The 26925-nt window shown below is 63.2% G+C and carries 23 protein-coding genes, 1 tRNA gene and 1 pseudogene; 8 read left to right on the top strand and 17 right to left on the bottom strand.

All coding sequences use genetic code 11. The features are described 5' to 3' along the window. Positions 1–10 precede the first annotated feature (10 nt). Entirely contained in the window at positions 11–1822 is a 1812-nt protein-coding gene (locus tag JOE60_RS07405) for an AMP-binding protein (protein WP_167269377.1), read from the top strand. 65 nt (positions 1823–1887) lie between these two features. Here JOE60_RS07405 and JOE60_RS07400 read toward each other — a convergent pair whose 3' ends face one another. After that, complete coding sequence (locus tag JOE60_RS07400; RefSeq protein WP_167269375.1) at positions 1888–5283, bottom strand: pyruvate carboxylase; 3396 nt, start codon at positions 5281–5283, stop codon at positions 1888–1890. A gap of 301 nt (positions 5284–5584) precedes the next feature. Here JOE60_RS07400 and JOE60_RS07395 point away from each other — a divergent pair, with 301 nt between their 5' ends. Next, positions 5585–6382 (top strand): AAA family ATPase, encoded by a 798-nt coding sequence (locus JOE60_RS07395; protein ID WP_167269372.1) that lies wholly within the window; start codon positions 5585–5587, stop codon positions 6380–6382. 60 nt (positions 6383–6442) lie between these two features. On the opposite strand, the gene JOE60_RS07390 is transcribed toward JOE60_RS07395, so the two are convergent. From JOE60_RS07390 to JOE60_RS07365, 6 genes are all read right to left on the bottom strand, one after another. Then, positions 6443–7036: a MerR family transcriptional regulator gene (locus JOE60_RS07390; RefSeq protein ID WP_167269370.1), complete on the bottom strand. Its 594-nt coding sequence runs from the start codon at positions 7034–7036 to the stop codon at positions 6443–6445. A gap of 235 nt (positions 7037–7271) precedes the next feature. Continuing rightward, on the bottom strand, positions 7272–7775 hold the full coding sequence (locus JOE60_RS07385; protein ID WP_167269367.1) for a bifunctional nuclease family protein: 504 nt from the start codon (positions 7773–7775) through the stop codon (positions 7272–7274). Beyond that, positions 7775–8491: a transcriptional regulator FtsR gene (gene ftsR / locus JOE60_RS07380; protein ID WP_167269468.1), complete on the bottom strand. Its 717-nt coding sequence runs from the start codon at positions 8489–8491 to the stop codon at positions 7775–7777. Before ftsR ends, JOE60_RS07385 begins: the two co-directional genes overlap by 1 nt. A gap of 20 nt (positions 8492–8511) precedes the next feature. Then, a complete protein-coding gene (locus tag JOE60_RS07375; RefSeq protein WP_167269364.1) occupies positions 8512–8988 on the bottom strand; it encodes an FHA domain-containing protein in 477 nt (158 codons plus the stop codon). A gap of 132 nt (positions 8989–9120) precedes the next feature. Continuing rightward, the gene (gcvH, locus tag JOE60_RS07370) at positions 9121–9507 is read right to left on the bottom strand and encodes a glycine cleavage system protein GcvH (RefSeq protein ID WP_167269361.1); all 387 of its coding nucleotides are present in this window, start codon (positions 9505–9507) and stop codon (positions 9121–9123) included. 100 nt (positions 9508–9607) lie between these two features. After that, positions 9608–10816 (bottom strand): MFS transporter, encoded by a 1209-nt coding sequence (locus JOE60_RS07365; RefSeq protein ID WP_167269359.1) that lies wholly within the window; start codon positions 10814–10816, stop codon positions 9608–9610. A 168-nt stretch (positions 10817–10984) separates the two neighbouring features. Here JOE60_RS07365 and JOE60_RS07360 point away from each other — a divergent pair, with 168 nt between their 5' ends. After that, on the top strand, positions 10985–11431 hold the full coding sequence (locus JOE60_RS07360; RefSeq protein ID WP_167269466.1) for a MarR family winged helix-turn-helix transcriptional regulator: 447 nt from the start codon (positions 10985–10987) through the stop codon (positions 11429–11431). Between the two features lie 124 nt (positions 11432–11555). Here the strand turns inward: JOE60_RS07360 and JOE60_RS07355 are convergent. The 10 genes and pseudogenes from JOE60_RS07355 to JOE60_RS07310 all read right to left on the bottom strand — a co-directional run bounded on the left by JOE60_RS07355 (position 11556) and on the right by JOE60_RS07310 (position 21200). Then, positions 11556–11632, bottom strand: a tRNA-Pro gene (locus JOE60_RS07355). 140 nt (positions 11633–11772) lie between these two features. Next, positions 11773–13323 carry a ribosome biogenesis GTPase Der gene (gene der, locus JOE60_RS07350; protein WP_167269357.1) on the bottom strand — a complete coding sequence of 517 codons (1551 nt, stop codon included), beginning with the start codon at positions 13321–13323 and terminating at the stop codon, positions 11773–11775. Positions 13324–13333: 10 nt separating this feature from the next. After that, a pseudogene (locus JOE60_RS07345) lies at positions 13334–14069 on the bottom strand (lysophospholipid acyltransferase family protein). Continuing rightward, the gene (gene cmk, locus JOE60_RS07340; protein WP_167269355.1) at positions 14059–14772 is read right to left on the bottom strand and encodes a (d)CMP kinase; all 714 of its coding nucleotides are present in this window, start codon (positions 14770–14772) and stop codon (positions 14059–14061) included. The pseudogene JOE60_RS07345 and the gene cmk overlap by 11 nt, the downstream one beginning before the upstream one ends. After that, positions 14772–15878 (bottom strand): prephenate dehydrogenase, encoded by a 1107-nt coding sequence (locus tag JOE60_RS07335; RefSeq protein ID WP_167269353.1) that lies wholly within the window; start codon positions 15876–15878, stop codon positions 14772–14774. The genes cmk and JOE60_RS07335 overlap by 1 nt, the downstream gene beginning before the upstream one ends. Before the next feature lie 3 nt (positions 15879–15881). Further along, positions 15882–17093: a pseudouridine synthase gene (locus tag JOE60_RS07330; RefSeq protein WP_167269351.1), complete on the bottom strand. Its 1212-nt coding sequence runs from the start codon at positions 17091–17093 to the stop codon at positions 15882–15884. A gap of 54 nt (positions 17094–17147) precedes the next feature. Beyond that, positions 17148–17804 (bottom strand): SMC-Scp complex subunit ScpB, encoded by a 657-nt coding sequence (scpB, locus tag JOE60_RS07325; protein ID WP_167269348.1) that lies wholly within the window; start codon positions 17802–17804, stop codon positions 17148–17150. Further along, complete coding sequence (locus JOE60_RS07320) at positions 17797–18702, bottom strand: segregation and condensation protein A (RefSeq protein WP_167269464.1); 906 nt, start codon at positions 18700–18702, stop codon at positions 17797–17799. The genes scpB and JOE60_RS07320 overlap by 8 nt, the downstream gene beginning before the upstream one ends. Before the next feature lies 1 nt (position 18703). Beyond that, a complete protein-coding gene (locus tag JOE60_RS07315; protein WP_167269346.1) occupies positions 18704–19603 on the bottom strand; it encodes a ParA family protein in 900 nt (299 codons plus the stop codon). A gap of 253 nt (positions 19604–19856) precedes the next feature. Then, on the bottom strand, positions 19857–21200 hold the full coding sequence (locus JOE60_RS07310; protein ID WP_167269344.1) for a cation:dicarboxylate symporter family transporter: 1344 nt from the start codon (positions 21198–21200) through the stop codon (positions 19857–19859). A gap of 139 nt (positions 21201–21339) precedes the next feature. Between JOE60_RS07310 and JOE60_RS07305 the strand changes: the two genes are divergently transcribed. The 5 genes from JOE60_RS07305 (at position 21340) to prpB (ending at position 26921) form a co-directional block, all read left to right on the top strand. Continuing rightward, entirely contained in the window at positions 21340–23022 is a 1683-nt protein-coding gene (locus tag JOE60_RS07305; protein WP_204814865.1) for an ATP-binding protein, read from the top strand. After that, positions 23019–23732, top strand: a complete 714-nt coding sequence (locus JOE60_RS07300; RefSeq protein ID WP_167269340.1) for a response regulator — start codon at positions 23019–23021, stop codon at positions 23730–23732. The genes JOE60_RS07305 and JOE60_RS07300 overlap by 4 nt, the downstream gene beginning before the upstream one ends. A gap of 96 nt (positions 23733–23828) precedes the next feature. Then, complete coding sequence (locus JOE60_RS07295) at positions 23829–24470, top strand: GntR family transcriptional regulator (RefSeq protein WP_167269338.1); 642 nt, start codon at positions 23829–23831, stop codon at positions 24468–24470. Between the two features lie 24 nt (positions 24471–24494). Further along, positions 24495–26015, top strand: a complete 1521-nt coding sequence (locus tag JOE60_RS07290) for an MmgE/PrpD family protein (protein WP_167269336.1) — start codon at positions 24495–24497, stop codon at positions 26013–26015. Beyond that, the gene (gene prpB / locus JOE60_RS07285; RefSeq protein ID WP_167269334.1) at positions 26016–26921 is read left to right on the top strand and encodes a methylisocitrate lyase; all 906 of its coding nucleotides are present in this window, start codon (positions 26016–26018) and stop codon (positions 26919–26921) included. It abuts the gene before it with no gap. Positions 26922–26925: the final 4 nt, after the last annotated feature.

The raw sequence follows: 26925 nt of genomic DNA, 5'->3' as shown, positions 1-26925 counted from the left end.
AGGAGCTACCGTGCGTGAAATCAGTGTTCCTCCCCTCGTGAGCATCGCCCCGGACACCAACGTCACGGACTTCGTGACGCGGGCGGCAGAGAAGCCATCCAACCCTGCGTTGTTTTCCACGCTGGACAGCAGCGGCAACTGGCAGGACATCCGTGCAACGGACTTCCTGGCGGACGTGCAGAGCCTCGCGAAAGGCCTCATTGCGTCCGGCGTGGGCTTGGGCGACCGGGTGGGCATCATGTCCCGGACACGCTACGAATGGTCCTTGGTGGATTTCGCCATCTGGTTTGCCGGAGCTGTGTCGGTGCCCATCTACGAGACGTCCTCGCCATCGCAGGTGGCGTGGAACCTTGGCGATTCGGGAGCGGTGGCGGCTTTTGGCGAATCAGCGCACCACGAGAACATCATCCGCCAAGCCGTGGCAGCGGAGGACATCGCTTCCGTGGCCAACGTCTGGCAGCTTGAAGGTGCCGGCCTTGACGCCCTGCGCTCCGCAGGAGCAGGAGTTCCGGACGAGGAACTGGAAAGCCGCCGCTCCGCCGCAGGCTTGGCGGACCTTGCCACCATCATTTACACCTCAGGCACCACCGGCCGGCCCAAGGGCTGCGAATTGACGCACGGCAACTTTGTGGAACTCTCCGAGAACGCACGGGCCTCCCTTCCGGAGATCATCAATGAGTCCGGCAAGACCATCATGTTCCTGCCGCTGGCCCACGTCTTTGCACGCTTCATCTCCGTACTGGCCGTGGCGGGCGGTGTCACCGTGGCTCACACCCCGGACATCAAGAATCTGCTGGCCGACCTTCAGAGCTACCAGCCCACGTTTATCCTGGCTGTACCCCGCGTCTTCGAAAAGGTTTACAACTCCGCACTGACCAAGGCAGAGGACGGTGGCAAGGGCGCCATCTTCCACCGGGCAGCGGATACCGCAATCGCCTACTCCAGGGCCCGCCAGGACGGTTCGGTCGGGTTTGGCCTGAAGATCAAACACGCCGTGTTCGACAAACTGGTCTACTCCAAGCTCCGTGCCGCCATGGGTGGCCACGTGGCCCATGCAGTGTCCGGCGGCGGCCCGCTGGGAGAACGCCTGGGACACTTCTTCCAAGGTATCGGCCTCCAGATTCTGGAAGGTTACGGCCTGACGGAAACCACGGCGCCGATCTCGGTCAATACCCCCTCCATGATCCGGATCGGGACAGTGGGCGCTCCGCTTCCCGGCAACTCGGTCAAGATCGCGGACGACGGCGAGATTCTCACCAAGGGCGTCTGCGTCATGCGGGGTTACTTCAACCGCCCCGACCTCACGGCAGAGACGTTTGCCGACGGCTGGTTCCGCACCGGCGATATCGGTGAGTTGGACAGCAACGGCTTCCTTAAAATTACCGGTCGCAAGAAGGAAATCATTGTTACAGCGGGCGGCAAGAACGTGGTTCCGGCACTGTTGGAGGACCAGATCCGCGCGGATGCACTGGTCTCCCAGGTCCTGGTGGTGGGAGACAACCGTCCCTTCATCGGGGCTCTGGTGACCCTGGATGAGGAAGCCCTGCCCGGCTGGTTGGAACGGCACGGACTTCCCGCGTCCACAAGCCTCAACGACGCCGCAGACCACGCAGTGGTGAAGGCAGCGGTCCAGGAACTGGTCAGCAAAGCCAACCAATCCGTTTCCCAGGCCGAGGCCATCAAATCCTTCAGGATTGTTCCAGCTGACTTCACGGAAGCCTCCGGCCACCTCACTCCATCGCTGAAGGTCAAGCGTGCGCAGGTCATGAAGGACTTCGACGCCGTGATTGAGGAAATGTACTTGGCACCCCGCGCCTCCTGACCTGCAGCACAGAAAAGACCCCGTCCGGTAGATTTCCGGACGGGGTCTTTTCAGGTGGTGGTGGGTTAGCCGATCACCAGCAGCAGGTCGCCGCCCTGGACCTGCTCCACCGAGGAGATGGCGAGGCGGGAAACGGTGCCCGCCACCGGCGTCGTGATGGAAGCTTCCATCTTCATGGCCTCAATGGTGGCAACGGTGTCGCCCGCATTGACGATGTCCCCGGCCTTGACCGTGACGGTCACCGCACCGGCAAACGGTGCTGCAACCTGGCCGGGCTCTGCGGGATCCGCCTTCTCTGCGGCCTTCACGTTGCTGACCACGGAACGGTCGCGGACAACCACGGGACGTGACTGGCCGTTGAGGGTACACATGACGGTTCGCATGCCCTTCTCATCGGCCTCGGACACGGCCTCCAGCTGGGCGATAAGGCGTACACCCTTCTCCAGCTCGATCACGTGCTCTTCACCGTGCTGGAAACCGTAGAGGTAGTCACGGGTGTCCAGCACCGAGATGTTGCCGTAGGTGTCAACGCTCTTCAGGAAGTCCTTGGTGGGACCGGCGAAGAGCAACCGGTTCAGCGTGTGCTGGCGGGTCTTCGAATCACCCTTGAGGGCGGCACTGTCCTCGGCGCTGATCTCCACGTCGCGTACCTTGACGCTGCGACCCTGGAGGGCCTTGGTGCGGAAGGGTTCCGGCCATCCTCCGGGAGGATTTCCGAGTTCGCCGGACAGGAAGCCGATCACGGAGTCCGGGATGTCGTAGTTCTGCGGATTCTCGTTGAAGTCCGCGGGATCTGCGTTCAGTCCCACCAGGTGCAGTGCCAGGTCGCCCACCACCTTCGAGGACGGTGTCACCTTGACCAGCCGGCCGAGGATCCGGTCGGCTGCTGTGTACATATCCTCAATGGCTTCGAACTGCTCCCCCAGGCCAAGGGCAATCGCCTGCTGGCGGAGGTTGGACAGCTGGCCACCGGGAATTTCGTGCTGGTAGACACGGCCCGTGGGACCCGGCAATCCGGACTCGAAGGGAGCGTAGACCCTGCGGACTGCTTCCCAGTAGGGCTCCATGGCGCCGACGTTGCCCAGGCTCAAGCCGGTGTCCCGGGGAGTGTTGGCCAAGGCCGCAACCAGCGCCGAAGCGGCCGGCTGGCTGGTGGTTCCTGCCAACGACGCTGCAGCAACGTCAACGGCGTCGACTCCGGCATCGACGGCGGCAAGCAGCGTTGCGAGCTGGCCACCGGCGGTGTCGTGCGTGTGCAGGTGAACCGGAAGGTCGAAGCGATCACGGAGCGCAGTGACCAACTTGGCGGCAGCAGCAGGACGCAGCAGGCCTGCCATGTCCTTGATGGCCAGGATGTGGGCGCCGGCGTCCACGATCTTTTGGGCCAGGTCCAGGTAGTAGTCCAGCGTGTACAGGTCCTCGTTGGGATCAAGGAGGTTGCCCGTGTAGCACAGTGCCACTTCAGCAACTGCCGTGCCGGTGGCCCGCACAGCCCTGATGGCCGGTGCCATCTGGTCCACATCGTTGAGGGCGTCGAAGATACGGAAGATATCGATGCCTGTTGCCGCGGCTTCGTTCACGAAAGCTTCGGTGACCTCTTCGGGGTAGGGCGTGTAACCCACCGTGTTGCGCCCGCGGAGAAGCATTTGGATACAGGTGTTGGGCAGGGCCTGGCGCAAGGCTGCCAACCGGTCCCACGGATCTTCGCCAAGGAACCGAAGCGCGACGTCGTAGGTGGCGCCACCCCAGGCTTCCACTGAGAGCAGTTCCGGCATCAAGGCCGTCACTGCCGGGCCGGCCGCAACCAGGTCGCGGGTGCGGACACGGGTGGCCAGCAGCGACTGGTGCGCGTCCCTGAAGGTGGTGTCCGTGACTGCCACGGCCTGCTGTTCACGCAGTGCCTTCGCGAAGCCTTCCGGTCCCAGTTCCTGCAGCTTCTGGCGCGAGCCGGACGTGGGAACCGGTCCTTCAATGGCCGGGAGTTTGCTGGCGGGATCGGTGTGGACCTTCAGTTCGCCGTTCGGCTTGTTGACCGTGACGTCCGCGAGCCAGGTGAGGAGCTTGGTTCCACGGTCTGCGGAGATGTGGGACTTCAGCAGTTCGGGGCGCTTGTCGATGAAGTCGGTAGCCACGTTGCCGGCATTGAAGTCCGGGTCAGCCAGGACTGCCTGGAGGAAGGGGATGTTGGTGGACACGCCACGGATACGGAACTCGGCCAGGCCACGGCGGGCGCGGGCCACAGCAGCCGGGTAATCCCGTCCGCGGCAGGTCAGCTTGACCAGCATTGAGTCGAAGTGCGGGCTGATCTCCGCGCCCGAGTAGACCGTACCGCCGTCGAGCCTCACACCAGCGCCGCCTGCTGAGCGGTAGCCGGTGATCCTGCCGACATCGGGACGGAAGCCGTTGGCCGGGTCCTCCGTGGTGATGCGGCACTGGAGGGCCGCGCCCTTAATGGAGACCGTTTCCTGGCTGAGGCCAAGGTCGGCCAGTGTCTGGCCCGAGGCAATGCGCATCTGAGCCTGCACCAGGTCAACGTCCGTGATTTCCTCGGTGACAGTGTGCTCCACCTGGATACGGGGGTTCATTTCGATGAAGACGTGCTGTCCGGCACGCTCCCCCTCGGTGTCCACCAGGAACTCGACCGTTCCTGCGTTGACGTAGTTCAGGGCCTTGGCGAAAGCCACAGCATCCCTGTACAGGGCCTGGCGGATGTTTTCGTCCAGGTTGGGTGCCGGAGCGATCTCCACCACCTTCTGGTGACGGCGCTGAAGGGAACAATCGCGCTCGAACAGGTGCATCACGTTGCCCTCGGCGTCCGCAAGGATCTGCACTTCAATGTGCCGGGGACGCAAGACAGCCTGTTCCAGGAACATGGTGGGATCGCCAAAGGCTGCGTCGGCTTCGCGCATGGCAGCCTGCAGGGCATCAGGCAGGGCTTCACGTGTCTCCACGCGACGCATGCCACGTCCACCACCGCCGGCCACGGCCTTGGCGAAGATCGGGAAGCCGATCTCATCCGCCGCGGCGATCAGTTCATCAAGGTCCTTGGAGGGCTTGCTGGACTTCAGGACCGGGACGCCGGCTTTGCGGGCGGCCTCAAGTGCTGCCACCTTGTTGCCGGCAAGCTCCAGGACTTCCGCAGGCGGTCCCACGAAGGTGATGCCTGCAGCCTTGGCTGCACGGGCAAGGTCAGGGTTCTCGGACAGGAAACCGTAACCGGGGTAAATGGCGTCAGCGCCGGCTTCTTTGGCGACACGGACAACCTCCTCAACGTCAAGGTAGGCGCGGACGGGGTGACCCGTCTCGCCGATCAAATAGGCTTCGTCGGCCTTCTGACGGTGGATCGAGTTGCGATCCTCGTGCGGGAAGACGGCAACTGTCTTGGCGCCCAGTTCATAACCAGCGCGAAACGCCCTGATCGCGATCTCGCCGCGATTGGCCACCAGAATTTTCGAAAACATACTTCTCCTGCATCATTGCGGGTGGATCGGTCGGTGGTCACAGTGTGTAGTGCCGCCAGCATCAAACACAAATCTTTGTGGCAACCATCACAAAGGGTTCGTCATGTGGGCTGTATATGCGTGCGCGCGAACACCCTGCGTGCTGGAACCGGCGGCTTGGGATTCCGCGGGCGCGTAGAAAGCGGGAATCGACGGCGTTGCACCATATGATGTTGAGGGGGCTTCGGCAAGCCCCGGCTCCGGCGCTTCCGGAGCCGAATCAGCGCGATACGGCAACCGGCGTTAGGTTTTGGTTTTTCAAGTGCAAGTAGTCAGCATCAGCAGCCTCAAAGGTGGAGTGGGAAAGACGTCCGTGACCACCGGCCTGGCGTCAGCGGCCCTCGCAGCCGGAATCCCCACCCTTGTAGTGGACCTGGATCCGCACGCCGACGCCACCACGGCCCTTGGCGTACAGCCGGGATCCCAATTGGACATCGGCCGGATGTTGAAGTCACCGCGCAGGGCCCGGATCCAGGAGAACGTGGCTGGAAGCAGTTGGGTCTCCAACGGTTCCGGCGGCGGAACCTTGGATGTGGCCGTTGGATCCGCCTACACGGGAATCTACGATCGCCCGGACCTGGGCCGTCGCGACCTCCGCCGCCTGTCCACCGTGCTGGCAGGTGCCACTGGTTACGAACTGGTCCTTGTTGACTGCCCGCCGTCATTGAACGGACTGACCCGCATGGCGTGGAGCGCCAGTGACCGTGTTGTCCTGGTGGCAGAACCCGGCCTGTTCTCCGTTGCCGGAACAGAGCGCACCATGAGGGCAATCCAGCTCTTCCGTCAGGAGTTCGCCCCGCAACTGGCTCCCGCGGGCATCGTGGCCAACAGGGTCCGCACGGGCTCGGTGGAGCATACCTTCCGCCTCGCGGAGATGGAGTCGATGTTCGGGGAACTGCTGCTGACACCGCATATCCCGGAGCAAGCCAACTGGCAACAGATCCAGGGCGCCGCCCACGCGGTTCACCACTGGCCGGGCGACTCTGCAAAGAACTCCGCCAAGCTTTTCGATGACCTTCTCCAGAACATGCTGAACAGAAAGGCCAGCCGGGTCAATTGACCAGACAGAAAGAAAGAGCCTCTTCCCGCTGGGAAGAGGCTCTTTGTTTTGCCGGATTTTTCAGCTGATACGGCGGGCTACGCGCCGCTTGCTCAATTCGTCGTCGGGAAAGGACTGCTCAGCGGCGTGCTCGCTTGGAAGTGCGGCGAGGCTTCCCTCAACTTCCCGCCATACACGTCCCACGGCGATGCCGAAGACGCCTTGCCCGCCCTGGACCAAATCAATGACTTCATCCGCGGAAGTACATTCGTAAACGCTCGCACCATCACTCATCAGGGTGATCTGGGCGAGGTCTTCAACGCCCCGTTCCCGCAAATGCTCAACGGCGGTGCGGATCTGCTGGAGGGACACGCCGGTGTCCAGGAGCCTCTTGACCACTTTGAGGACCAGGATGTCACGGAAGCCATAGAGTCGCTGGGAGCCGGAGCCTGCGGCACCGCGGACGGCGGGCTCCACCAAGCCGGTGCGGGCCCAATAGTCGAGTTGGCGGTACGTGATCCCTGCGGCCTTGCACGCAGTGGGGCCGCGGTATCCCGCGTCCTCGTCCAGTACCGGAAGGTCCTCCGTGAAGAGCAGACCCTGGGCGCCGGATGCGGGCGCAGCAATGCCGGCAGAGGGCTGCTTCAGCTCGCCTGCTTCGCCTTTCGGACTCACGTGACCTCCTTGTTCTCAGTTCCCTTGGGGACGGTGCACACATTGGGTCAACGTCGACATGCAGCGCTGACATTCCCACAAGGCGGCACTTTCCAGTGTGACTTGCGCAAGCAGTGTGTGCAACGGGAACTCGATATCTTCGACGTTAGGCCCGCGGAGGGTCCAGGTCAAAGACCTTGGCCCCGAAAAGAGGTCGTGTCGAAACTTTCACCTTCGACTTCAGCCTTAAGGTGCGTCAGCCTTCGAAATCCTCGGGCTCAACATCGTCCAGGAACTCGCGGAAACGGCGCATCTCGCGCTCCTCGTCCACGGGAGCGGGCTGCTCGGATTCTTCACCGTCGTCGTGTTCGGTGATACGCACTCCGGCTTCCTCCATGACAGAGTCCGCACACCAGATCCGGCACTTCGCCCGCAGCGCCAGCGCCAGCGCGTCCGAAGCGCGCGAACTGACCACGGTGCCGTCGTCGAACTGCAACTGGCCGTAGAAAATATTGTCCTCAACGGCAACGATGTTGACGCTGATGATGGAATGCCCCAGGGACTCCACAATGTCCACCAGGAGATCGTGCGTCATGGGCCGCGGCGGGACGACACCCTGCTGGGCCAAAGCGATGGCACTGGCCTCAGGTGTTCCGATCCAGATGGGAACGTGCCGCTCCCCGTTGATCTCCCGCAGCAGCACCAGTGGCTGGTTCGAGGGAAGCTCAATACGGACACCAACAATCTCGACCTCGATCATCAGCCGTCCATCCGCGAAATATGGCCGTGGACCAGCGCCCTGTGCAGGGTGAGGCAGAGATCGCTGATTTCCCGCGCGGCTTCGGCGGCCCTGGCCTGGGAGGCGGCATCCCGCCGGGACGCCAACGGCGCCACAGCCCGTTCCACCAGGCCGAATTCGCGCTCGGCGGCGGCTTGGAACGGGCGGAGATGCCGGGGTTCAAGGCCATGGTCTTCCAACTGGACACAGGCACGGGCCACCTGCAGGGCGTGCTCGTCGAACCTGCCGCCGCTGTGGCTGATCAACCCAAAGCTGAGGAGGGACTGCAGAAGGGTCACGCTGGCACCAGACTCAGCGCGCAGTTGCTCCTCCGTCAGGGCGCGCGCCCTGCCTTGGACATCTGCCGCCATCTCCGCGGAAACCACCCGGGGAGACACCGTGACGCCGGGCGGGAGGTTGTCCGGCCGCTCACCGCGGTCAATGGCATCGAGGTAGTCCTTGATGACCTTCAGGGGCAGGTACTGGTCCCTCTGCAGGGCCAGCACAAAGCGCAGGCGCTCGACGTCGTTATCCCCGTACTGCCGGTACCCGGCAGGTGTCCGTTTGGGGTTGATCAGGCCCTTTTCTTCAAGGAACCGGATTTTGGACGCTGACATCCCCGGGAAGTCGTCGCTCAATTGGGCGAGGACTTCCCCGATGTTCAGGACCTGCGGTCCACGGCGTTCCGGCTGGGCAATAGCCACAGGCGAGTTCCCCGTCAGACCTGGCCTGTTGCGCGGACAGGGCTCAAGTAGTAGGTCAAGCGGAATTTACCGATTTGGACCTCGTTGCCGCTCTTGAGATGGACGCGGTCAACGCGGTCGTGGTTGACGTAGGTCCCGTTGAGGCTCCCCATGTCCACCAATTCGAAACCGGCTTCCGAGCGGAGGAACTGCACGTGCTTGCGCGAAACCGTGACGTCATCCAGGAAGATATCCGCATCAGGATGACGGCCGGCCGTGGTGGTGTCCGCATCCAGCAGGAACCTGGCACCTGCGTTGGGACCACTGTGCGCAATCAGCAAGGCAGAGTTCGGGGGCAACGCATCCACGGAGGCGCGCTCATCAGGGCCCAACTGCGGAGCCGTGCTCGGCTCATCCCACGTTGGCGTGATGCTGATTGAGGTGGTCTCCGATGTCGGTTGTTCCTCCGCGCCGTTACCGACATTGGCTTGATTCTGTTCGCCGCCAACCATGGAAATTCCTCCTCATCCGCCGGCAGTCCACAACCTGCCGGCACTTCCGCATCCCGGTACCGCCGGGCAAATCGGTCCCTGGCCCGCCGCGCCCCTCCCCTGGTGGGAAACAGCCTGGCGGGCCAGATAACTTTAGCCTACCTGTTGTTCGTACTCGCTTGCACTGAGCAGGGACTCCACGGCGTCGGCTTCGGCGAGCTTGACCTCAATAAGCCAGCCCTCGCCGTAAGGATCCGAGTTGATGAGCGCCGGATCCGTATCCAACGCGTCATTACGGTTGGTCACCTCTCCGGCCACCGGCGCGTAAATGTCACTGACGCTCTTGGTCGATTCCACCTCGCCAACCACCTGGCCACCAGTCACTTTGGTTCCGGGTTCCGGCATCTGCGCATACACCACATCGCCCAAGGCGTCCTGGGCAAAGTCGGTGATGCCAATACGGACTACGCCATCGGCGTCAGGTGCTGACACCCATTCGTGCTCAGCGGTGTAGGAAAAATCTGCTGGAATATTGCTCACGGGTGGCCTTTCATCGGGACAGCAACGAACCTCGACGGCGGCCTGAAGTGCCAGCCACCGGTGAAAGTATAGGCACACTCCCCGCAGTTTTTGCCCCGGTTCAGGCGACCGTCACCCCGCTGTGCGCCCGCCCGGCGTCGGCGGCTTCCTCCTCGGCCGGCGTGTGGCGGCGCTTCGCCGCCCAGGCCGCAGCCACCATGACCACCAAAGCCGCTGCCGTGATTCCCGCGCCTGCCCAAATGGGTGAGGTGTATCCCAGGCCCGCGCTGATGGTGACGCCACCCAGCCAGGCCCCCAGGGCGTTGCCGAGGTTGAAGGCGCCGATATTGGCTCCGGACGCGAGCGTTGGCGCAGTGGAAGCGAAGTGCATCACGCGCATTTGCAGTCCCGGAACAGTCGCGAAGCCGAACCCGCCCATCAACGCGAGGGAGAAGAGAGTGGCGATGCTGCTGCCCGCAGTGAGGGCGAAGAAGACCAGAACCACAGTCAGCCCGGCAAGGATGACAACCAGTGAGGCATCCAGCGCTTTGTCCGCAGCCTTGCCGCCCAGGACGTTGCCGACGAAGAGTCCTGCGCCAAAGAGAATCAGCAGCCAGGGAACCGCACCGGAATCGAATCCGGAGACTTCAGTGAGGGTGAAGGCGATGTACGTGAAGGCGCCGAACATGCCGCCGAACCCCAGAATGGTGACGATGACGGACAACCACACTTGTCCTGAGGCGAAGGCACTGAGTTCGTGGCGGAGGCCCCGCGTTGCTTCGGTGGTGGCCTTGGGAACCATCAGGGCGATACCCACCAGTGCAAGGACGCCAATGGCGGTGATGGCCCAGAAGGTGGAGCGCCAACCGAAATGCTGGCCAAGCAGGGTTCCGAAGGGTACTCCCAGGACGTTGGCTGCCGTGAGCCCGGTGAACATGATGGCGATGGCGCCCGCCTTCTTGTGGGCAGGAACAAGACTCGAGGCAACCACGGATCCAATGCCGAAGAATGCGCCATGGCAAAGGGCAGCCACGATGCGGCCCACCAGCATCGCAGTGTAGGTGTCCGCAATGGCCGACAGGAAGTTGCCGGCGATGAAGAGAACCAGCAGCCCCATGAGGACGGGCTTGCGGGGCAGCCTGGTGACGGCCGCCGTCACCAGCAGCGCTCCGACGGTCACGCTGAGGGCATAGCCGGAGATGAACCAGCCTGCCGAGGCTTCGCTGACTTGGAAGTCTGTGGCTACTTCCGGCAGCAGGCCCATGATCACGAATTCAGTCAATCCGATGCCGAATCCGCCGAGGGCCAGGGCAATCAACCCTGCGGGCATACGATGCTCCTTTGTTGATGGTCCCCGGAAAGTGGAAGTGCGTCGTCGAGGACACTAGAATAATAGTTGCAGACGCTTTATATATAGTTGCACACGCTAGATACTTGCGCAAGCAAGTACTTTCAGGTGCAGCTGAAGCACCCCTATCAAGGCAGGAGCACAGCAGGCATGGGCATCAAGGACGACGCCGTAGAAGTCCGGGCGCAAGGGTGGCGAACCCTGGCGGCCCTCCACGGCAGCATCGAGGCAGAGCTGGAAAAAGCCCTCCAGTCCGCCAGTGAGCTGTCCGTCGTGGAATACACGGTGCTGGACGCCCTCAGCCGGCAGGACGGCTGGCATATGCGCATGCAGCAGCTGGCCCGCGCCACGGCACTGTCCAGCAGCGCCACCACCCGGCTGGTCAATCGCCTGGAAGATCGCGGCCTGCTGACGCGGATTCTCTGCGCGGACGACAGGCGTGGGATCTATACGGAGCTCACCACTGCGGGCCAGGAATTGCTCGAGGCAGCCAAGCCTGTGCATGATGCCACGCTGGCCGCAGCATTGGAGGCTGCGGAGGCCGTACCTGAACTCCAACCGCTGGTCAGGGCCCTCGGGGCCCTGCAGTCAGCCTGAGGAGCACTGCAGGGGCCCCGCTGCCATGCGGCTGCGGGGCGGCCCTTTCTTCTTAAGAATGAGCAAGACCGCGCTTAACGACCAAAGGCCGGAACCACGCGTTTCCGCGTGATTCCGGCCTTTATGGTCGGGCTGACAGGATTTGAACCTGCGACCCCTTGACCCCCAGTCAAGTGCGCTACCAAGCTGCGCTACAGCCCGCTGGTTCCACCGTTCTCCGCCCAGGTTTTCCTCCGAAGAGTCCCACCTAAGCAGTCCGGCCGAACCACCTCCAAAAGCTTACACGAAGTTGGAGGGTGCCAACGCCATCAGAGCCATTCCTGACTGTGATGCCCGTCTCATCAGCGCTTCTTGCCCCGCTTTTCGCGGACACGCATGTTGACCTCGATGGGCGTACCCTCGAAGCCGAACGTTTCGCGCAGGCGGCGGGTGATGAAGCGACGGTATCCGGGGTCCAGGAACCCGGTGGTGAAGAGGACAAACTTCGGCGGGCGGCTGGAGGCCTGTGTGCCGAAGAGAATACGTGGCTGCTTGCCGCCGCGCACGGGGTGCGGATGCGCTGCAACAAGTTCGCCGAGGAACGCGTTCAAGCGTCCCGTCGGAATACGGCGGTCCCAGCTCTCCAGGGCGATGTCCAGGGCAGGGACCAGGCGGTCCTTGTGCCAACCGGTTTTCGCCGAGATGTTCACCCGGGGCGCCCATTCAACGTGCGCCAGGTCCTGCTCGATCTCACGCTCAAGGTACTTGCGGCGCTCGTCGTCCAGCAGGTCCCATTTGTTGAAAGCAAGCACCAGTGCACGTCCGGACTCGATCGCCAGCTGGAGGATACGGACATCCTGTTCGCTCAGGACTTCGTCCACGGCGAGAAGCACGACGGCGACCTCCGCCTTCTCGAGCGCAGCCTGGGTACGGAGCGAGGCGTAGAAGTCCGCGCCCTGGGCCATGTGCTGGCGGCGGCGGATACCGGCAGTATCCACGAAACGCCAGGTACGGTCACCCAACTCGATGAATTCGTCAACGGGGTCACGCGTGGTCCCGGCCAGAGGATCCACCACCACACGTTCGGAACCCGCGAGCTTGTTCAGCAGCGAGGACTTGCCAACGTTCGGACGGCCGATCAGGGCGATCCGGCGCGGTCCGCCTGAGCGGTCCACACCTTCCACTTGCGAGTACTCCGGCAGGGTGTCCATGACGTGGTCCAGGAGATCGGCCACACCACGGCCGTGCAGGGCCGATACAGGGTACGGTTCGCCGAAACCAAGACCCCACAGGGCGGCGGAGTCGGCTTCCTGTGCGAAGTCGTCCACTTTGTTGGCCACCATGATGACCGGCTTCTTGCTCTTGCGGAGCATCTTCATGACGCCCTCGTCGGTTGCTGTCGCACCCACGGCGGAGTCCACCACAAAGAGCACTGCATCGGCGAGTTCAACAGCCATTTCAGCTTGTTCTGCCACGCGTGCGTGAATGCCCTTGGCATCATGTTCCCAGCCACCGGTGTCAACCAGGGTGAAGTTGCGGCCGTTCCAATCGGCCGAGTACATCACTCGGTCACGGGTGACACCCGGGGTGTCCTCCACCACAGCCTCGCGACGGCCAAGGATACGGTTCACCAAGGTGGACTTGCCCACGTTGGGGCGTCCAATGATGGCAAGGACCGGATCCAGCTTGAGCTCACCCTCGTCGCCCTCGTCGCCGTATTCACCGCTCAGGAGCGCGGCATCGTCCTCGTCGAGCTCGTAGTCATCCAGGCCCGCGCGGAGCGATGCGGCGCGGAGTTCGGCCTCATCATCATCAAGGGCAGCCAGGTTCTCCGCCACCTGGTCGGTGCCGGTGGGCGTGTATTCGTCGTCGCCGGCTCCATGGAGGCCGGATTTTTGAGTCGTATCGCTCATTGCACTTTCCTTAGTGGTGGTCTGCCGGCGTCCCGGCTACTGCTGATGGGCGGTGCTGCGTGGTCACCGGGCCCGGGCGCGTTGGGCAAGCCCTGGCCCGTTGCCCGGATGGCGCCCTGAACGTGTTCGGCCAGGGCATCGCGGATGTCCGCAGCCGCCCTGTCCATTGAAACACGCCCCGGTTCGCCTTTCCGGCGCTTCACCGTGACGGATTCGCCGAAGCTCACGTAGAGCGTCCGGCGCATCCTCGGAATATGGTCCCGATGCTCGTCTCCCTGGCGGGTGCCAAGGATGGCAACGGGTATGACTGTTGCCGCGGAGTTCAAGGCCAGCCAGGCTACTCCGCTGCTGATGTTTTCGGCTGAGCCGCTCCCCCGCGAACCTTCGGGGAGAATCCCGACGCAACGGCCGGCGTCGAGCAGTTTTTTGGCGGTGTGCAAAGCGGCACGGTCACCGCTGCGATCCACGGGTATCTGCCCCGAACCGGAGAGGACCCTGCCCAGGAAACCCTTGAACATCTCCTTCTTGACCAGAAGATGCATGGGCCTGGGAGAGGCTCCAAACAGGACGGGACCGTCAAGGAAGCTGATGTGGTTGGCGGCGAAAACCACCGGCCCCGCAGCCGGGACGTTGCTCTTGCCCGTCACCACGGTCCGGTAGAGGACGTGGTCCAGGATCCAGCCGACGGGCCTGGTCCACAGCCGGGACCACGCAGCGGGAAGGGAGACGGCATTGTCAATCGCCATAGATGACCTTGCTGACAATTGCCAAGGCAGTGTCCACGGTTTCGTCGAAATCAAGGTCCGAGGAATCCAGCGTCACTACGCCGTTGGCAGCCTGCATGAAGTTGACCACCGTGGAATCCTTCGCATCGCGTTGGGTTACCTGGGCGGCCAGTTGTTCTTTGGTCTGCGTCCCGCCGAGCTGGATTCCACGACGCCGCAGCCGCGCTTCCTCACTGGCGGTCAGGAGCATGCGTACCTCCGCATTGGGGACGACGACGGTGGTGATGTCGCGTCCTTCCACCACCATTCGGCGGTGGTGCTGGTCGATCAATTCACGCTGGCGCCTGATCAACTCGGTACGGGCTCCCAGAGTGGTGGCAACGGCACTCACGGAAGAAGAAATCCGGGGGTCCCGGATCTCCTCGGTGATGTCGGTCCCGTCAACAGCCACATACTCCGTGTCCGTCGATGTGCTGATTTCCAAGGGAATCTTCTTGGAGGCTTCCTCGACGGCGGCGCCGTCCTGCAGGTCCACTCCGGTTTTGAGGCAGTACCAAGTGAGGGCACGGTACATTGCACCGGTGTCCAGGTAGGCAAGCTTCAAGCGCCTGGCCACCTCCTTGCTGACGCTCGACTTGCCGGACCCGGACGGGCCATCAATGGCAATGACCAACGGCTTGCCGGGACGGGCGACCGTCTCAGGGCCAAAAAATTCACGTGTCATTACTGCAGTACCCGCCATCCACGGTCAGTCAAAGCTTCAACAAGGAGGTCGTGCTTACTGGGGAGAACCGACAATTCCACCATGCCCACGTTCTGGCCGGAGGAGTGGTCAAGACGCAGGTCTTCGACGTTGACGCCGATCTCACCGATCTCGGTCAGCAAGTGGGCGATCTGGCCGGGCCGGTCATCCACCAGGATGGTCAGCCACGAGTACGCCTGCGGTGGTCCGCCGTGCTTGCCCGGAATCCGCGCTTGCCCGGCATTTCCCTCACTGATGAGCTGTGCCAGATCAAGCCTCGCGCCGGGGGCCGTGGGTTCTTCCAGGGTGCCGATCAACCTGTTCAGGTCCTCGCGCACGCCGTGCAGGATCTGCACCACCTTCTCCGCGTTGCCGCCCAGGATCTGGACCCACAGGGTGGGATCGCTGGCTGCTATGCGCGTGGTGTCCCGCAGGCCGTTGCCGGCCAGCGAAAGAGCATGGAGTGGCGTTCCCTGCAGCCGGCTGGCCAGCAAGGAGGACATTACCTGCGGAAGGTGCGACACCAAAGCCACAGCCTCGTCGTGCTCGTCCGCGCTGAACTGGGAAACGATCGCACCCAGGTCACCGGCCAGTGAACGGGCAGTCTGCAGAGCCTCACTTCCGGTCTGCTCCGACGGGCAAACAACCCACGGCATGGACGTGAAAAGCTCTCCCCTGGCAGCAACCGGCCCGGACTTCTCCCTGCCGGCCATGGGGTGTGTGCCCACGTACCGGGTGAGGTCCACCCCGCGTTCGCGCAGTTGCGTACCGATAGTGGCCTTGACGCTGGCAATGTCCACCACCACGGCTGTGGGGTAGTCAGCCAGGGCCTTCTCCACGACGTCGGCAGTAACGTCCGGCGGGGCAGCCACCACTACCAGTTGCGGCTGCCCGTCCAATTCGGTCAGTGGCCGGCCCGCTCCGATATCCACCGCAACGGCTTGGTTGGTGGGGGAAGGATCGAACAAGAAGACAGGAACTCCCCTGCCTCGCAGGCCAAGGCCAATGCTGGCTCCGAGAAGACCCGTGCCCAGAACGACGACGGGGCCCATGAGGTGGCCCCGGCCGTGGGTACCGAAAGCGGACATGTCCTAGAGCCCTACTGATGCCAGAAGGTGCCCGACTTCCTGCCTGCCGAGGTTGCGGATGCTGCCCTGGCGCTGGTCGCCCAGGCCGATGGGACCAACCTTGACGCGGACCAGACGCTCCACGGGGAACCCGACAGCGTCAAACATGCGGCGCACAATGCGGTTCTTGCCGGAGTGCAGCACAACCTCAATGAGCACGTGGCCCGGAGTGGAGTCCACCAGTTTGAAGGAGTCCACTGCGGCAAAGCCGTCTTCGAGCTCCACACCGCTCTTGAGTTTCGCTCCCACGCCCTGGGGGAACGGGCCGCGCACCTGTACCAGGTACGTCTTGGGCACCTCATAGGAAGGGTGGGTAAGGCGGTTGGCAAGTTCGCCGTCGTTGGTCAGCAGCAGCAGACCCTCGGTGGCGACGTCGAGGCGGCCTACGTGGAACAGGCGTTCGCCCTTGTTCTTGTTGTTCTTGAGGAAGTCGCTGACGCAAGGACGGCCCTCGGGATCCTCCATGGTGGAAACAACACCCTTGGGCTTGTTGAAGACCATGTACACCAAGGTCTCGTCAAGCTGGATGCGGATGCCATCAACGTGGATCACAGCGGCCGTGGGATCCACGCGGACACCGAGCTCGGTGGTTACCTGTCCATCAACCTCGACGCGTCCTTCAAGGATCATTTCCTCGCACACGCGGCGGGAAGCCACGCCCGCCTGGGCCATGACTTTCTGGAGCCGCACGCCATCGGCGTCGTGGAGCTCGGACTGCGGGACATCCCGCTGCGGGCCGCGGTTGCGCGCCGGCTTCCGGATGGGTCCCAGACTCTGGCCAAAGCGTTCGCTGCCGAACGCCTTGGAACCGAACTGCTTGGTCTGCTTGGTTTTGGGCTTGATGGCCCCGGGAGTGCCGGGGGCCTTGCCGAAGCCGGGCTTGTTGGAGCCGGGTTTGCGGAAAGGCTTTGCGGACTGCGCGGCCTGTCGGCGCTCGAAATCCGAAGCTGATGTGGGGTTGTCGGGATCGAAGGGCGCTGCTTCGCGGGGCTTTGAAGCCTTGAAAGGGCGGCCCTCGCCCTGGGGGAAGGTGCGCTTTCCTGCGCCGGCACCTCCGCTGCGGCCCGAGAAGCCGCCGGCAGAGGAGCGGCCGCTGCCGCCCTTGCCTTCATTGCGCCCGGAGCCGTTGCGACCCGAACCGTTACGTGGTGAACTCTGGCGTCCCGCCTGTGTCATGACCCGTCCTTGTGTAGTAAATCAAAATTCTCTCTGCGCCGCTGCAGCCACTGGCTACATCCGGCTGGCGTCGTAGTACTCATCGATCCCCTCCAGGCCTGGAAGGTGGGGCGAAAGCTGTGGCAGTTCAGCCACTGAACCAATGCCCATCCGTTCCAGGAAATACGAGGTTGTCCTGTAGAGGACAGCCCCCGACTCGGGATCATTTCCGCAGTCTTCAATCAGCCCCCGTTGGATGAGGGTCCTGACCACGGAATCGACGTTGACGCCTCGAATTGCGGAAACCCGGGCCCTGGAGACCGGCTGCCTGTAGGCAACCACCGCCAGCGTCTCAAGCGCAGCCTGAGTCAACCTGGTGGTCTGCCCCTCAAGGACGAACCTCCCCACGATCCCGGCAAAATCGGACCGCGAATAGATGCGCCACCCGCCGGCAACGTTCCGCAATTCAAAACCCCGGGGTGCGGTGCTGGCATTGGCAAAGCCAACAGCATCCACGTCCGGGGCTTTAACAGTATAGCCGCTATACTCCCGCTGCAGGTCATGCAGCAAATTCTCGACGACGGCCACCGTCACGTTGAGCCCGGCCGCCAACTCCTCCGGGCTGGCCGGCTCGTCGATGACCATGAGCACAGCCTCCAGTGCGGCCTTGGCACCACCGGGCAGCGCCTCAAGTTCACTCAGGCCATCCTGCTCCGCTGCCTGCTCACTCATCGGTGGCTCTCCCGCCTTCATGTGCTTTAGTCTCCAGGGGTGTCTCCGGCGCCGTTTGGTACTCCTCGCTCAATTTCGAGCTGTCCCATTCCAGGTCATCGCCGGTCCAACGCACCACCAGTTCGGCCAGGGGTCCGGATTGGTCGAAGTCCACCACCCGGTCCCTGAACATCTCCAGCAGGGCCAGGAAGCGGGCCACCACCACCAAGGTGGTTCCGGCGTCGGCAATCAGTGCGTGGAAGGAAAGAGGCGGGCCCAGCCGCAACAGGTGGCCGATCAATTCGGCCTGCTCCTTGACGCTGACCGGAGGCGCGTGCAGGTGATCCAAGCCAACTTCCGCAGGCGAGGTGTCCTTGGGGGTGAGCGCTTTGGCAGCAAGTTCCGCAAATTGTTCGGGCGTGTGCCTCCACACCAGTTCCGGCAGGAGCGCCGCGAAGTGGCTCTCCAGGGATACCTGCCGGGGGTAGCGTTTGGCTTCCTCTTCCAGGGTTTGCCCCAGCATGCCCGCTACTTGCTTGAAGGCCTTGTATTGCAGCAGGCGGGCAAAGAGAAGGTCCCGCGCTTCCAACAGGGCAACATCTTCCGCGTCTTCCACTTCCCCGGCGGGAAGCAGCCTGGCCGCCTTGAGGTCCAGCAAGGTGGCAGCTATCACCAGGAACTCGCTGGCCTCATCCAGGGCCCAATCCCCGCCCAGTTTTTGCAGGCCGCGGATGTATTTGATGAATTCATCGGTGACAGTGGCCAACGCCACTTCGGTGATGTCCAGTTTGTGTTTGGAAATCAGGCCCAGCAGCAGATCAAAGGGGCCGGTGAAGTTGGCCAACCGGACCTCAAACCCCTGCTTGCGGGAATCGGAGGCAACGGCGTCGGATGCTGTTTCCAGGGGTGATGCCACCAGATCAGGGGGCGCCGCCGCGCGAGATCAGCTCCTTGGCCAAGCGGCGGTACGCATCAGCACCAATGTGGTTGCCGGCGTAGCTGGTGATCGGCTCCGCCGCAACGGTCGCGTCAGCAAATTTGATGGACCGCTTGATGACCGTTTCGAAGACCTTGTCCCCAAAAGCTTCCACCAGGCGGGTGATGACTTCGCGGCTGTGCAGGGTGCGGGCGTCGTACATGGTGGCCAGCACGCCATCCACCTGAAGGCGTGGGTTGAGGCGGTCCTGGACCTTCTCGATGGTTTCAACCAGAAGGGCCACTGCACGCAGGGCGAAGAACTCGCAGATCAGCGGGATGATCACGCCATGCGCTGCGGTCAGGGCATTGACGGTCAAAAGGCCCAGCGACGGCTGGCAGTCGATGAGGACGACGTCGTAATCGTCTTCAACGCTCTTCAGTGCGCGGTCCAGGACTTGCTCGCGAGCCACTTCATTGACCAACTGGACTTCGGCCGCGGAGAGATCGATGTTGGCGGGCAGCAGGTCCACGCCTTCAACGCCGGTGTGCTGGATGGCATCGCGGATGTCCACCTTGCGGTCCATCAGCACGTTGTAGACCGTGAGGTCCAGTTCATGGGGGTTGGCTCCCAGGCCGGCAGACAGTGCACCCTGGGGGTCGAAGTCCACCAACAGGACACGCCTGCCGAATTCAGCAAGCGCCGCTGCAAGGTTGATGGTTGATGTCGTTTTGCCCACTCCGCCTTTTTGGTTGACCATGGCGATGACCCTGGCCGGCCCGTGGGAAGCAAGCGGAGCAGGTTCCGGAAACTCGCGGTAAGGGCGGCCCGTGGGCCCCATGATGGCGTCTTCCAGATCGAGCCCGGTACCTTCCAGCGTTGCGGAACCCCGTTCGTTGCTCACGTATCTAACCACTCTTTCGACGACGATCTTCCCTGCCGCTGCGCCCCCGGCTGCAGCGCTGCTACCCCTTTAGGCTACAGGCCCCGACACGGTAATTCGGGGAACTTGACTTTGTCCCCCGAGTGAGCCTTGACCTTCTGGTTGAGGTCGAAGGTTGCTGCGGCGTTCCTTGCCCCCGGCCGCAGGACAGCGAAGGCCGGCACCTTGACGGTACCGGCCTTCGCTGAATCAGGACTGGGTGGAGAGTTTGCTGCTAGACAGTTGCCTTCTCGCGCGGCTCACCTTCGGCGGCAACCTCGTTGTCACCGTGGGCGATCATGGTCTGCTCGTCGAACGGTTCGTTTCCGGACAGAACCCGCTCAACCCGGCCGTTGTCGATTTCCTTGACCCAAGTACCGATCAGGACCGTAGCCACGGCGTTGCCCGTGAAGTTGGTCAAGGCGCGAGCCTCGGACATGAAGCGGTCGATTCCAACGATCATGCCCACGCCGCCCAGCAGTTCCGGCTTGTGGGCCTGGAGGCCTGCGGCCAGGGTTGCCAGGCCGGCACCGGTGACGCCGGCCGCACCCTTGGAGGCGATGATCATGAAGATCAGGAGTGAGATCTGGGCACCGAGGTCAAGCGGGGTGCCCATGGCGTTGGCCACGAACAGGGAAGCCATGGTCAGGTAGATGGCGGTTCCGTCAAGGTTGAACGAGTAACCCGTAGGTACCGTCACGCCAACCACCGGCTTGGAAACACCCAAGTGTTCCATCTTTGCAATGAGGCGGGGAAGCGCGGCCTCGGAGGACGAGGTGGAGAAGATGAGGAGGTACTCGCGGGCCAGGTACTTCATGAGCTTGAAGATGTTGACGCCGGCCACAACGCGGAGCAGCGTACCCAGGATGACCACGATGAAGAGTGCGCAGGTGATGTAGAAGGCCAGCATCAGGGTGAACATGCTGAAGATCGCCTGCGCGCCGGTGGCACCAACCACAGCGGCGATAGCGCCGAAGGCACCCACGGGGGCGAGCCACATGATCATGATGAGGATGCGGAAAACGAGTCGCTGGCCGTGGCCGATGGCCTTCAGGATGGGAGCGCCGTCCTTGCCCATCTTCTGGAGCGCGAAGCCCACCAGGATGGCCGCCAGGAGCGTGGGCAGTACAGGGATGTCGCTGGGGATGATTCCCAGGAGGAAGTCAGCGGTGCTGTCCGTTGCAGCCTTCTTGTTGGGGTCATAAGGCGTCAGTTTGAGTCCCTCACCCGGGTGGATGAGGTTTCCCACCACAAGGCCGATGGCCAAGGCGAAGGTGGACATCGCCACGAAGTAGCCAAGGGCCAGTCCGCCGACCTTGCCGACAGTTGCCGCCTTGGCGATGGAGCCAATACCAAGGACGATGGTGCAGAAGATCACTGGGGCGATCATCATCTTGATGAGCTTGATGAACCCGTCACCCAGGGGCTTCAGCGACTTGCCGACTTCGGGGAACAACAGGCCTACGACGGCACCCAGCACAACTGCCAGGATCACGGCGATGTACAGGTAGTGGGACTTATCAAGTCCCTTGCGGCCACGTTTGACAGCGACTGCCGACTCTCCACGTTGAGAGGTCATGGGATTCTCCTTCTGGATACTGTGTAAGGCGCTGCGGTCCTGCACTGATGTCCACTCCGCTGCCCTTGTGTGATATCCATCATTGAGCCGTTGGTGATATACATCACCGTTGCGGTCATATTGGTCATGGGAGGACCACGTGTTTCACAGTTGGAGTATTGCCCGACGCTTGTTTGCGGCGAATCTGCTCTTCGTGGTGCTGCTCACCGCCGCCTTTGGTGCGTTCTCAGTGCTGGAAGCCCGGGACCGTGCCTACGGTGATGCCGGAAGCCGCATGCTCGCCATCTCGACCTCCATTGCGGACAGCCCCATGGTGCTCCAAGCGGCCTCCGCGGCAGATCCCTCGGCCATACTTCAGCCCTACGCCCTCAAGGTAATGGGTGATGCAGATGCCGACTTCATCACCATCATGGCCCCGGACAGGACCCGATGGACCCACCCCCGGGCCGAAGAGCTGGGCAAGCCGTACATAGGAACCATCGATCCGGCGCTCAACGGTGAGACGTTCACGGAAGTCACTGCAGGCACCTTGGGCCCCTCCGTGAGGACCATTTCCCCCGTCAAAGACTCGAGTGGAGCTGTCAAAGCCTTGGTGGCAGCCGGCGTGACTGTCCGCACCGTGGACACCGACGTTGCAGAGCGTTTGGGAGTGATCGGCGGAATAGCCGTGGTGGTCCTGGCTTTCGGATCCTTGGCCTCCTGGCTTCTGGGCAGGTACCTGCGGTCCGTGACCAGGGGCTGGCGCCCGGAGCAACTGGCGCAGCTGTTCGCCTACTACGAATCCGTGCTGCACTCCGTCCGTGAAGGACTCATCCTCATCGACACCCACGGGCGGGCGGTGATGTACAACGACCAAGCCGCGGACCTCCTGGGCCTGGAGCCGTCCAATGCAGACCGCTCCCCCGCCGCTGCCCCCACCCTGGACCAGCTCCCTGTGGACGGAAGCCTCCGTGCCCTGTTCCAATCCGGCAGGCACGCACATGATGAAATCCACCTGACCGGATCACGCATCCTGGTGGTGAACCAGGCCCCCGCAGTGGGACCCGTGCCTGCGAGAAGCCGCCAGAAGCCTGCCGTCTACGGGACCGTGGCCACCATCCGGGACCGCACTGAAATTGAGTCCTTGGGCACGGAACTGCAAACAATGAAGACCCTCTCCGATGCCCTGCGCGCCCAAACACATGAACACGCCAACCGGCTGCACATGATTGTTTCCTTGCTGGAACTGGGACGCACCCCCCAGGCGTTGGAGTTCGCCACCAAGGACCTGGAGCTCAGCCAACAGCTCACCGATGACATGGTGTCCTCTGTTGATGAGCCGGTGATGAGTGCCCTGGTGATGGGCAAAGCCGCCGAAGCCCACGAGCGCGGTGTGGAATTGGTGGTGAGAACGTCCGGAAGCGGGGGTGTCCGGGGACTGGAAATACAGGACCTGGTAACCATCCTGGGAAACCTGCTGGACAACGCCATTGACGCCGCTGCGGCCGGCGACCACCCCCGGCTGGTGGAACTGGAAGTCGACGCCGGCGAAGCCGCCGTTGAATTTGTGGTGCGTGATTCCGGGGGCGGCATCGATCCAGGCTCCATCGACGACGTGCTGCAGTACGGTTTCAGCACCAAAACGCCCGACGGAACGGCCCGGGGCGCCCACGGGCGCGGCGTTGGCCTGGCCTTGGTGCGCCAGGCCGTCCAGCGCCTGAACGGTACTATGTCCATCAGCAACCCCGGGTCCACCAGCAACACTGGGTCCACCGGTAACACTGGTGGTGCACAGTTCCATGTGGTGTTGCCCGCGCCCGTTTTCAAGGAAGAGAAGGCATGACAGACATCCGTGTCCTGGTGGTGGAGGACGAACCGATCGCATCGGACGCCCACTCCGTGTACATCAGCCGACTGGAGGGCTTCGTGCTGGCAGGAACCGCGCCGGACGGCCAGTCCGCCCTGCGGATCCTGGGCGAATTCGCGGCTTCGGCCACACCGGTGGACCTGGTCCTCCTGGACATGAACCTGCCGGACCTGCACGGTTTGGACGTTGCCCGGCGGATGCGCTCCGCCGGGGTGTACGCAGACATCATTGCCATCACCGCCGTCCGCGAGCTGGGCATTGTGCGCAGTGCCGTGTCCATCGGCGTGGTGCAGTACCTCATCAAGCCCTTCACCTACGCCACCTTTGCGGACAAGCTCCGCAGCTACCGCACCTTCCGCGATCAATTGGCTGGTTCCCTGTCCGGCCTGTCCAAAGCGGGTGCCTCCCAGAGCGATGTGGACCAGGCGTTCGCAAGCCTGCGAGCGCCCACTGAGCTTCCGCTGCCCAAGGGTCTCTCGGCCTCCACCCTGGAGTCCGTGAAGGATTTGGTGCGGGGGCGCCACGAGCCGGTTTCGGCCAGCGAGGTCATGGACGCCTTGGGCATGTCCCGCGTGACGGCACGGCGGTATCTGGAGTACCTGGCCGACGCCGGAACTGTCACCAGGGCGCCGCGCTACGGAACGCCCGGCCGGCCGGAAAACGAATATGGGTGGAACCGGGCCTGACCGTTCGGAAACCCCTCCAGCCATCTTATGTATACATTGGCGAACATTTGCAACTGAAAGCTAGGCGCAAGAGGCCTCCGTGTATACACTGAGGGAATGCGCGCCAGTGACCGGGCTTACCAGGCTCTTCGTGAGGACATCATTGAGTGGCGCCTGCGTCCCGGTTCCATGCTGGCTGAAGTCGAGCAGTCCGAACGCCTGGGTGTATCCCGCACTCCCCTCCGGGAGGCACTGAGCCGCCTCACGGCGGAAGGACTGACGACGGCGGCGGGCGGGCGCGGCGTCGTCGTCACCGATATCTCGCTGGAGAGCATCGACGACCTGTTTGAGCTGCGCGAAACCCTGGAAGTCCGCGCGGCGGCCCTCGCCGCCGAACGGGGCGAGCCGGAAGTCTTCGCCGAATTGCACCGGCAACTGTTGCTGGCTCCAGAACTGCTGCACCACGATGATCCCGCCCGCCACGAGTACTACGCACTGGTAAGCCGGCTTGATGAAGCCATTGATGCCGCGGCGTCCAACTCCTACCTGGCCAACGCCATGCGAAGCCTGCGGGTCCATCTGGTCCGTGTCCGCCGCCTCGCAGCCGATGACACTGCCCGGCTTCGCGCCGCGGCCCAGGAGCACGCCGCCATTGCAGAGGCAATAGCAAGCGGCAACCCTCGGTTGGCGGAAGCCGCCACTACTGTCCACCTCCATAGAAGTCTTTCCCACGTCAAAGCTGCCCACAGGGCAGAGTGAAAACCCTCACCAGAAGGAGCACCATTGGTCAAGAACCATCACGTCCGTGTGTACAAGTCCGAAGAGAACCTGCCCCGTGAAGAGCAGCTGGCGCACAAGATTGCTGTGGTGGCGGCCGATCCCGTGGACGTGGCCCCCGAGGTCACGGACATGGTGATCAACCGCATCATCGACAACGCTTCGGTGGCCATCGCCTCCCTGAACAGGCCGCCGATCGTGGCGGCCCGGGCGCAGGCGTTGACGCATGCTCCCTCCGCGAACGGCAAGGGCGCCTCGGTGTTCGGTATCCAGGACCAGGTGTCGCCGGAGTGGGCTGCCTGGGCCAACGGTGTGGCCGTGCGCGAACTCGATTACCACGACACATTCCTGGCTGCTGACTACTCCCACCCCGGGGACAACATCCCGCCGATCCTTGCGGTGGCCCAGCACGTGGGTTCCCCCGGCGCTGACCTGGTCCGAGCCATCGCAACGGGCTATGAGATCCAGGTCAACCTGGTCAAGGCGATCTGCCTGCACAAGCACAAGATCGACCACGTGGCCCACTTGGGCCCGTCCGCCGCTGCCGGTATCGGGACGTTGTTGGGGTTGGACGTTGAGACGATCTTCCAGTCCGTGGGCCAGGCACTGCACACCACCACGGCCACCAGGCAGTCCCGCAAGGGCGAAATCTCCACGTGGAAGGCCCATGCCCCTGCATTCGCAGGCAAGATGGCTGTGGAAGCCGTGGACCGCTCCATGCGCGGTCAGACCTCCCCCGTACCGATCTACGAAGGCGAAGACGGTGTCATCGCCTGGATGCTGGACGGCCCGGAGGCCTCGTACGAGGTTCCCCTGCCACTGCCCGGCGAAGCCAAGCGCGCCATCCTGGACACCTACACCAAGGAACATTCCGCGGAATACCAGGCACAGGCCTGGATCGATCTGGCCCGCAAACTCCACCGTGAGCACCCCGAGACCACGGACCCGGCCAACGTAGCCTCCGTCCTGATCAAGACGAGCCACCACACCCACTATGTGATCGGCTCCGGCGCCAACGATCCCCAGAAGTACTCCCCCACAGCCTCACGCGAAACCCTGGACCACTCCATCCCCTACATTTTCACCGTGGCCCTCCAGGACGGCGCTTGGCACCACGTTGACTCCTACGCCCCCGAACGTGCCACCCGCCCGGACACCGTGGAACTCTGGCACAAAGTCAGCACGGTGGAGGACCCGGAGTGGACACGGCGCTACCACTCCCTGGACATCGCCGAGAAAGCCTTCGGCGGATCCGTGGAGATCACCCTCACCGATGGCACCGTGATCACCGATCAGATCGCCGTGGCAGACGCGCACCCGCTCGGCGCCCGGCCGTTCGCCCGCGCACAGTACATCAACAAATTCCGTACGCTCGCAGCAGGACTCGTTGAGGAGGCCGAGATCGAAAGGTTCCTGGCCGCCGTCGAGCGCGTTACCGAACTCGGCGCCGGTGAACTGGACCAACTCAACATCACCGCCGCCCCAGGAGTCATCAACCTGGACGCAGCACCGAAGGGATTGTTCTAAATGCTGTACTCAGCTGTCACTCCCGAACAGAAGCGGGTGAAGCTGCGGGAACTCCTGGCCTCAGGAACAGTGCAACAGTTCCCGGGCGCTTTCAACCCGCTCTCGGCCAGGCTGATCGAGGAAAAGGGCTTTGCCGGTGTGTACATTTCCGGTGCAGTCCTGGCCAACGATCTCGGCCTGCCGGACATCGGCCTGACCACCCTCACAGAAGTGGCAACCAGGGCGGGTCAGATCGCCCGCATGACGGACCTGCCGGCCCTGGTGGATGCCGACACCGGCTTCGGCGAGCCCATGAACGTGGCCCGGACAGTCCAGGAACTCGAAAACGCCGGACTGGCCGGAATGCACATCGAGGACCAGTTCAACCCGAAACGGTGTGGGCACCTGGACGGCAAGAACGTGGTGGACCTTGATACGGCCACCAAACGCATCCGCGCCGCAGCCGACGCCCGCCGGGACAAGAACTTCCTCATCATGGCCCGCACGGACATCCGCGCCGTGGACGGCCTTGATGCAGCCACAGATCGCGCCCGTGCACTGGTGGATGCCGGCGCTGACGCCATCTTCCCGGAAGCGATGCGGGACCTTGGCGAGTTTCAGGCCATCCGCGATGCAGTGGACGTGCCCATTCTGGCCAACATGACGGAGTTCGGCAAAAGCGAACTCTTCACCGTGGACCAACTCCAAAGCGTTGGCGTGAATATGGTCATCTACCCCGTGACGCTGCTCCGCATTGCCATGGGCGCTGCAGAGCGTACTCTGGAATCGATCAAGGCTGCGGGGACCCAGGAAGCGCATGTGGACACCATGCTCACACGTGCGCGTCTTTACGACCTCGTCGACTACGAGGCATACAACCAGTTCGATACCGGCGTTTTCAACTTCCAGGTGCCTGGCCTCCGCTAGGTCC

It is taken from the genome of Paenarthrobacter ilicis (assembly GCF_016907545.1).
GTDB classification, from domain to species: domain Bacteria; phylum Actinomycetota; class Actinomycetes; order Actinomycetales; family Micrococcaceae; genus Arthrobacter; species Arthrobacter ilicis.
This window is presented reverse-complemented; position numbering and strand designations above follow the sequence as displayed.

Coding starts and splice junctions, on each gene's coding strand:
- JOE60_RS07400 (WP_167269375.1), bottom strand. CDS start 5,283: ATGTTTTCGAAAATTCTGGTGGCCAATCGCGGCGAGATCGCGATCAGG.
- JOE60_RS07385 (WP_167269367.1), bottom strand. CDS start 7,775: ATGATCGAGGTCGAGATTGTTGGTGTCCGTATTGAGCTTCCCTCGAAC.
- JOE60_RS07375 (WP_167269364.1), bottom strand. CDS start 8,988: ATGGTTGGCGGCGAACAGAATCAAGCCAATGTCGGTAACGGCGCGGAG.
- JOE60_RS07365 (WP_167269359.1), bottom strand. CDS start 10,816: ATGCCCGCAGGGTTGATTGCCCTGGCCCTCGGCGGATTCGGCATCGGA.
- JOE60_RS07360 (WP_167269466.1), top strand. CDS start 10,985: ATGGGCATCAAGGACGACGCCGTAGAAGTCCGGGCGCAAGGGTGGCGA.
- der (WP_167269357.1), bottom strand. CDS start 13,323: ATGAGCGATACGACTCAAAAATCCGGCCTCCATGGAGCCGGCGACGAC.
- cmk (WP_167269355.1), bottom strand. CDS start 14,772: ATGACACGTGAATTTTTTGGCCCTGAGACGGTCGCCCGTCCCGGCAAG.
- JOE60_RS07335 (WP_167269353.1), bottom strand. CDS start 15,878: ATGTCCGCTTTCGGTACCCACGGCCGGGGCCACCTCATGGGCCCCGTC.
- JOE60_RS07330 (WP_167269351.1), bottom strand. CDS start 17,093: ATGACACAGGCGGGACGCCAGAGTTCACCACGTAACGGTTCGGGTCGC.
- scpB (WP_167269348.1), bottom strand. CDS start 17,804: ATGAGTGAGCAGGCAGCGGAGCAGGATGGCCTGAGTGAACTTGAGGCG.
- JOE60_RS07310 (WP_167269344.1), bottom strand. CDS start 21,200: ATGACCTCTCAACGTGGAGAGTCGGCAGTCGCTGTCAAACGTGGCCGC.
- JOE60_RS07300 (WP_167269340.1), top strand. CDS start 23,019: ATGACAGACATCCGTGTCCTGGTGGTGGAGGACGAACCGATCGCATCG.
- JOE60_RS07295 (WP_167269338.1), top strand. CDS start 23,829: ATGCGCGCCAGTGACCGGGCTTACCAGGCTCTTCGTGAGGACATCATT.
- prpB (WP_167269334.1), top strand. CDS start 26,016: ATGCTGTACTCAGCTGTCACTCCCGAACAGAAGCGGGTGAAGCTGCGG.